The 5458-nt window shown below is 67.0% G+C and carries 3 protein-coding genes; all 3 read left to right on the forward strand.

All coding sequences use genetic code 11. From position 1 onward, the window contains the following. The coding region (locus Q4E95_RS09100) for a glycosyltransferase family protein (RefSeq protein WP_303383003.1) at positions 1-1319 on the forward strand (1319 nt) is incomplete at its 5' end. Further along, complete coding sequence (locus Q4E95_RS09105) at positions 1306-3840, forward strand: glycosyltransferase (RefSeq protein ID WP_303383004.1); 2535 nt, start codon at positions 1306-1308, stop codon at positions 3838-3840. The genes Q4E95_RS09100 and Q4E95_RS09105, both read left to right, overlap by 14 nt. Beyond that, on the forward strand, positions 3837-5458 hold a 1622-nt coding region (locus tag Q4E95_RS09110), incomplete at its 3' end, for an ABC transporter ATP-binding protein (RefSeq protein WP_303383005.1). The genes Q4E95_RS09105 and Q4E95_RS09110, both read left to right, overlap by 4 nt.

Genomic DNA, 5458 nt, shown 5'->3' on the forward strand with positions numbered 1-5458 from the left:
CCCTCTACTCACACGATTCGTTGGGTCTGGGTCACACCCGCCGTAACCTGGCCATTGCGCAGGCACTGTCCGACACGCTGCCCGAGCTGACCGGTCGCAAGCTGTCCGGGTTGCTCATTACCGGTGAACGCACCGCCACGTCCTACCGCTGCCCCAAGGGTTTCGACTGGCTCGTGGTCCCCGGGATTCGCAAGGGTGCCGACAAGTACGAGGCCCGCCACCTGGGGGTCAGGAGCGAGCGGCTGATCAACATCCGCTCCTCCGTGATCGGTGGCGCCCTGGACGCGTTCCGTCCGCACATCGTGATCGTGGACCGTCATCCGTTCGGCATCGATGGCGAGCTGATCAAGCCCCTTGAAAACCTCAAAGCTGCAAAGCCGGAGACCACGTTGGTCCTAGGACTGCGCGAGGTCCTGGACGCACCCGAGGTAGCTGCCGAGGAATGGAAGCGCGTGGGCCTTGATCCCGTGACCGACTTATTCGACCGCGTGTGGGTCTACGGCGACCGCGAGATCCACGATCCGCTGGCCACCGGGGAGCTGCCCGCAGAATTCGCGCCCATGGTCGACTACACCGGCCTGCTCTCGAGTGGCCGCAAATTCTCCGGTCGTCACAACGCGGCCACCACACCGTTCCTGCTCACGATGCTCGGTGGCGGCTCCGACGGCGTCAACGTAGCCAGGGCCGCGGCCGCAGCGACGGTACCGGCCGGCGTGCAACACTTGGTGGTGACCGGTCCGCAGATGCCCGCCGCCGAGCGCCACTCGGTGGAAGCCGCCGCGGGGCCGTCCACCACGGTCACCACCAAGGTCTCGGACGGCATGTCCTACGTGGCCTGCGCAGATGCCGTGGTGTCCATGGCCGGGTACAACACCGTGGCCGAGACGCTTTCCACGGACACTCCCGCGCTGCTGGTTCCGCGCACCACCCCGCGCACCGAGCAGATCATTCGCGCTCGCGGACTGGGGGAGGCCGGCGCCGTCGACTGGGTGGATCCGTCCGAGGCTACGAGCACATTTATCGGTCAGTGGTTGGCGGAGGCCGTGGCGAACCCCGCCGTCCGGGAGAGGCAGCAGAGTGCCCGCGCCGGGCTCGAACTCAACGGTCTGAACCGCGTGGTTGATCTGGCGGCGGATCTCGCGTGGCTCACCGACAAGACTGTCGCTTCGCTGCCGGCTGCGGGGGCGAACATCGTGGTTGGCTATTCTTCCGATTCAGGCGATGTCGCAGAAATTGATCCTGCGGGGGCTCCCCGCAGTGCGGTGACCGTTCCGGCCCATTCGTTCCAAGCAGCAGGAGTCAACCATGCGGCGTTCTGAGTCCGCCACCGCCCACCCGGCACGTAAGACCGCCTACGTGCTCAAGGTGTACCCGCGGTTTTCCGAAACCTTCATTGTCACCGAGATCCTCGCCCGTGAAGCCGCGGGTGAATCCCTTGAGATCTTTGCGCTGCGCCCCACCTCGGATACCCGCTTCCACCCCGAGATCGCGCTGGTCCAGGCTCCCGTGTCGTTCCTGCCCAAGCCGTCTAAACTTTCCGACGCCTGGGCGCTTCTGGCCGAGGCGACCGCCACGATCCCCGGTTTCGCCCGCCGTTATGCCGACCTGCTCCCCGAGCTGGTCACCTACGACGCCGCCGACGTTCACCAGGCCGTCCAACTCGCGTGCGCGGTCTCTCGCCGCGGCATCACGCACCTGCACGCCCATTTTGCCACGCTGGCGGGACAGACCGCCGAGATCGCCGCGCTGCTGGCCGGCATCGCATACTCGGTGACCACCCACGCCAAGGACATCTTCCACGAGTCCGTGGTCCCGGCCCGCTTGCACCGCACCATTGCGCGCTCGCACCACGTCATCACGATCTCCGGGTACAACCTCAACCACCTGGCCACCCAGTACCCGGACCACGCCCACAAGGTGCACCTGGTCTACAACGGGTTGGAGCTGGATCGTTTCCCGTACTCGCCCCCGGCCGTGCTGGACGGAACCAGGCCGCTGCGCATTGCTGCCGTGGGCCGGATGGTCGAGAAGAAGGGATTCTTCGACCTGGTCGCTGCCACGGGCCGGCTCGTGGCACAGGGGATTCCGGTGGAGGTGCGTATCGCCGGTGAAGGAGCCCTGTTCACCCGTGTCCGGACCGCGATCGACATCGCGGGCCTGAGCGACGTGGTCACCCTCCTGGGCGCTCGCACGCAACAAGAGGTCCGTGAGCTGTTGGCCTGGGCGGATGCCTTTGCGGCGCCTTCCATTGTTGGCGCGGACGGTAACGCGGACGGCCTACCCACTGTGCTGCTCGAGGCCATGGCCAGCGGTGTTCCCTGCGTCGCGTCGACCGTCACCGGCATTCCGGAAGCCATAGCGCACGGTGTCACGGGGCTTCTGCACACTCCCGGCAACGTGGACGAACTGGCCAGCGCGCTCGCCACCATCGCGGACCCCGCCTTCGACCGCCAAACAACGGCTGCCGCGGCTCGTCACCACGTCGAAAACCGCTTCGACTCGCGGTCCCAAGCACGTATGCTCATGGCCCTGGAAAACGGACGGTTACAGGACATCGGCGAGCCCGCAGTTCCGCCCGTTCCGCGAGCGAACGAGACCGCCCACGACGCAGCAGCCACCCCGCCCGCCCCGGACCTCACCGGCAAACGCATCGCATACGTGTGCGTGGACCCGGGGATTCCGGTGTTCGGCACCAAGGGCGCTTCCGTGCATGTGCAGGAAGTGGTGCGCGAGTTCATCCGCCGCGGCGCGCACGTCACGGTCTTCGCGACCCGCACCGACCATGACCGGCCCGCCGACCTGGGCGGCGTGGAGGTAGTCCACCGCCCCATCACGATCAAGGAAACCGCCGAGCGCGAGACCGCTCAGCACACCGTGAGCTCCGAATTCGCGTTCCAGATCGCAGCTGGTGGCTTCGACCTGGTCTACGAGCGGTACTCCTTGTTCTCCACGACGCTCGCGCAGGTCGCGCCCGCAGGCATCCCGGGCATTCTCGAGGTCAATGCGCCACTCATCGACGAACAGCGCACGCACCGGCACCTGATCGATGAGAAGCTCGCGCACCGCGCGCTGGTCGAACAGACCTCAGCCGCCGCGCACACGATCGCCGTGTCCGCCATGGTCGCGGACTGGGTTGTCGGCACAACCGGGGGAGCCGAGGTCACCGTGGTGCCCAACGGCGTCAACACGGACCGGATCGTCCCTGGCGAAGACCCGCTGAAGGGCGATCGACCAACCGTGGTTTTCGTGGGCACGCTCAAGCCGTGGCACGGTGTGGAAATCTTGGTCGAAGCCGCCGCGTTGGCCCGGCAGGACTGGGATCTGCGCATCATCGGCCACGGGCCACAGGGCGAGACCCTGCGCACTCGCGTGCGGGACGCCGGGCTGCAGCACCGTGTGTCGTTCACCGGCGCCGTGCCTCCCGAGGCCGTTCCCGGTTTGTTGACCGACTGCTCGATCGCCACCGCGCCCTACCCGGCCGTGGCCGCCGAGGACTCCTATTTTTCCCCACTCAAGGTCTACGAATACCTTGCAGCGGGACTCCCCGTGGTGGCCTCGGTGATCGGACAGATCCCGCAGATCCTGGAAGGCACCGACGCCGGGGTGCTGGTGCCACCGTCGGATACGCAAGCGCTCGCGGACGCAATCGACGAGCTCGTGGTAGACGCAGAACGTCGCGACCGGATGGCCCGTAACGCCCGCGCTCTGGCCGTTTCGCGGCACAGCTGGGCGAAGGCTGTGGATACGATCCTGAGCGGCGTCGCGAGCGAGCCCGCTGCGATCGCCACCGTCGCCACCGAGACTGCCGCTGCGGCGGCTGGGGACGGCGGCGCATCGTGAGCTCAAAACCCAAGAAAGCGGGCAAGGTCGATCCCGGTGCCCTGCGCCGGACCCTCAAGATCGTTCGACCGCACCTGGGCGGCCAGAAGTGGCTGATGTCCGGTGGTATTACCGCGCTGCTGTTCGAGGTGGCCTTCCGCGTGCTCGAACCGTGGCCCACCAAGTTCGTGGTGGACGCCGTGACCGCTCAGCTGGGAGCGACCATTCCCGGCGCACCGGCCGCGACCGCGAGCCTGCTGGTCGCGTGTGCCGCGGCGGTGGTGCTGATCGTGGGTCTGCGGGCGCTGTCGAATTACTTGGCCACGGTGTGCTTCGCTCTGGCCGGATCCCGCGTGGCCACCAAACTGCGCGCAGCGGTGTTCTCCCACGTGCAATCGCTCTCGGACGGCTATCACGCCACGAGTAAGCGCGGTGACCTGGTGCAACGACTGGTCGGCGACGTGGGCAAGCTGCAGGACGTGGCCGTGACTGCCGGTTTGCCGCTGATCGCCAACGTGATCACGCTGCTGGTCATGGCCGTGGTGATGTTCGTGCTGGACGCCCGTCTGGCTTGCGTGGTGGTGCTCGCTGCGATCGCCTACTGGGTGACGTCGCAGGGCTCGACCACGCGCATCACCGAGGCGTCCCGCCGGACTCGTAAGGGCGAGGGCCAGTTGGCCAACATCGCTCAGGAGTCCTTGGGCGCAATCGGCGTGGTGCATGCCTACAGCCTGCACGGTGAGATCAGCAAGAACTTCTCCGGCTCCAACATGAAGACCCTCAAGGACGGCGTCCAGGCCAAGAAGCTCGCCGCCGGACTCGAGCGCCGTACGGACGTGATCGTGGGTGTGGCCACCGCGCTCGTGCTCGGCGGCGGCGGTTGGCGCGTGGTCCAGGGCGGGATGAGCCCCGGCGATCTGGTGATCTTCCTGACCTATCTCAAGACCGCAATGAAACCCCTGCGCGACCTGGCCAAGTACACCGGCCGCATCGCCCGGGCCACCGCCTCCGGTGAACGCATCGCGGACGTGTTGGACGTGCCCGTGGATATCGGCGACGATCCGGACGCCAAGCCGCTGGCCTACGCCCGTGGCGAGTTGGCCCTGCGCGACGTGTGGTTCGGCTACAACCCCGGCGACCCCATCCTGCGTGGTGTGGACGTGGAGATCCCCGCGGGTCAACGTGTGGCGGTGGTCGGTCCTTCGGGTGCCGGCAAGTCCACGATCAGCAAGCTGCTGCCCCGACTGATCGATCCCGATCAGGGCAAGGTATGCCTGGACGGCACCAACATCCGCGACATCACGCTGGAGAGCCTGCGCTCGCACATTGCCCTGGTGCCCCAGGAGACCGTGCTGTTCTCCGGCACCATCAACGACAACATTCGCTACGGCCGCTTGGACGCCACCGATGAAGAAGTGCAGGAGGCCGCTCGTCGCGCCTACGCACACGACTTCATTTGCGCGATGCCCGAGGCCTATGACACCTACGTGGGAGAACGCGGCGGAACGCTGTCGGGTGGTCAGCGGCAGCGCATTGCGGTGGCTCGTGCTCTGCTGAGGGATTCGCCGGTAGTCGTCTTGGACGAGGCCACCACGGGACTGGACCCCGCGGCGACGTCGGCGGTGCTCAAAGCCATTGA

It is taken from the genome of Kocuria sp., assembly GCF_030536815.1.
GTDB lineage: Bacteria > Actinomycetota > Actinomycetes > Actinomycetales > Micrococcaceae > Kocuria > Kocuria gwangalliensis.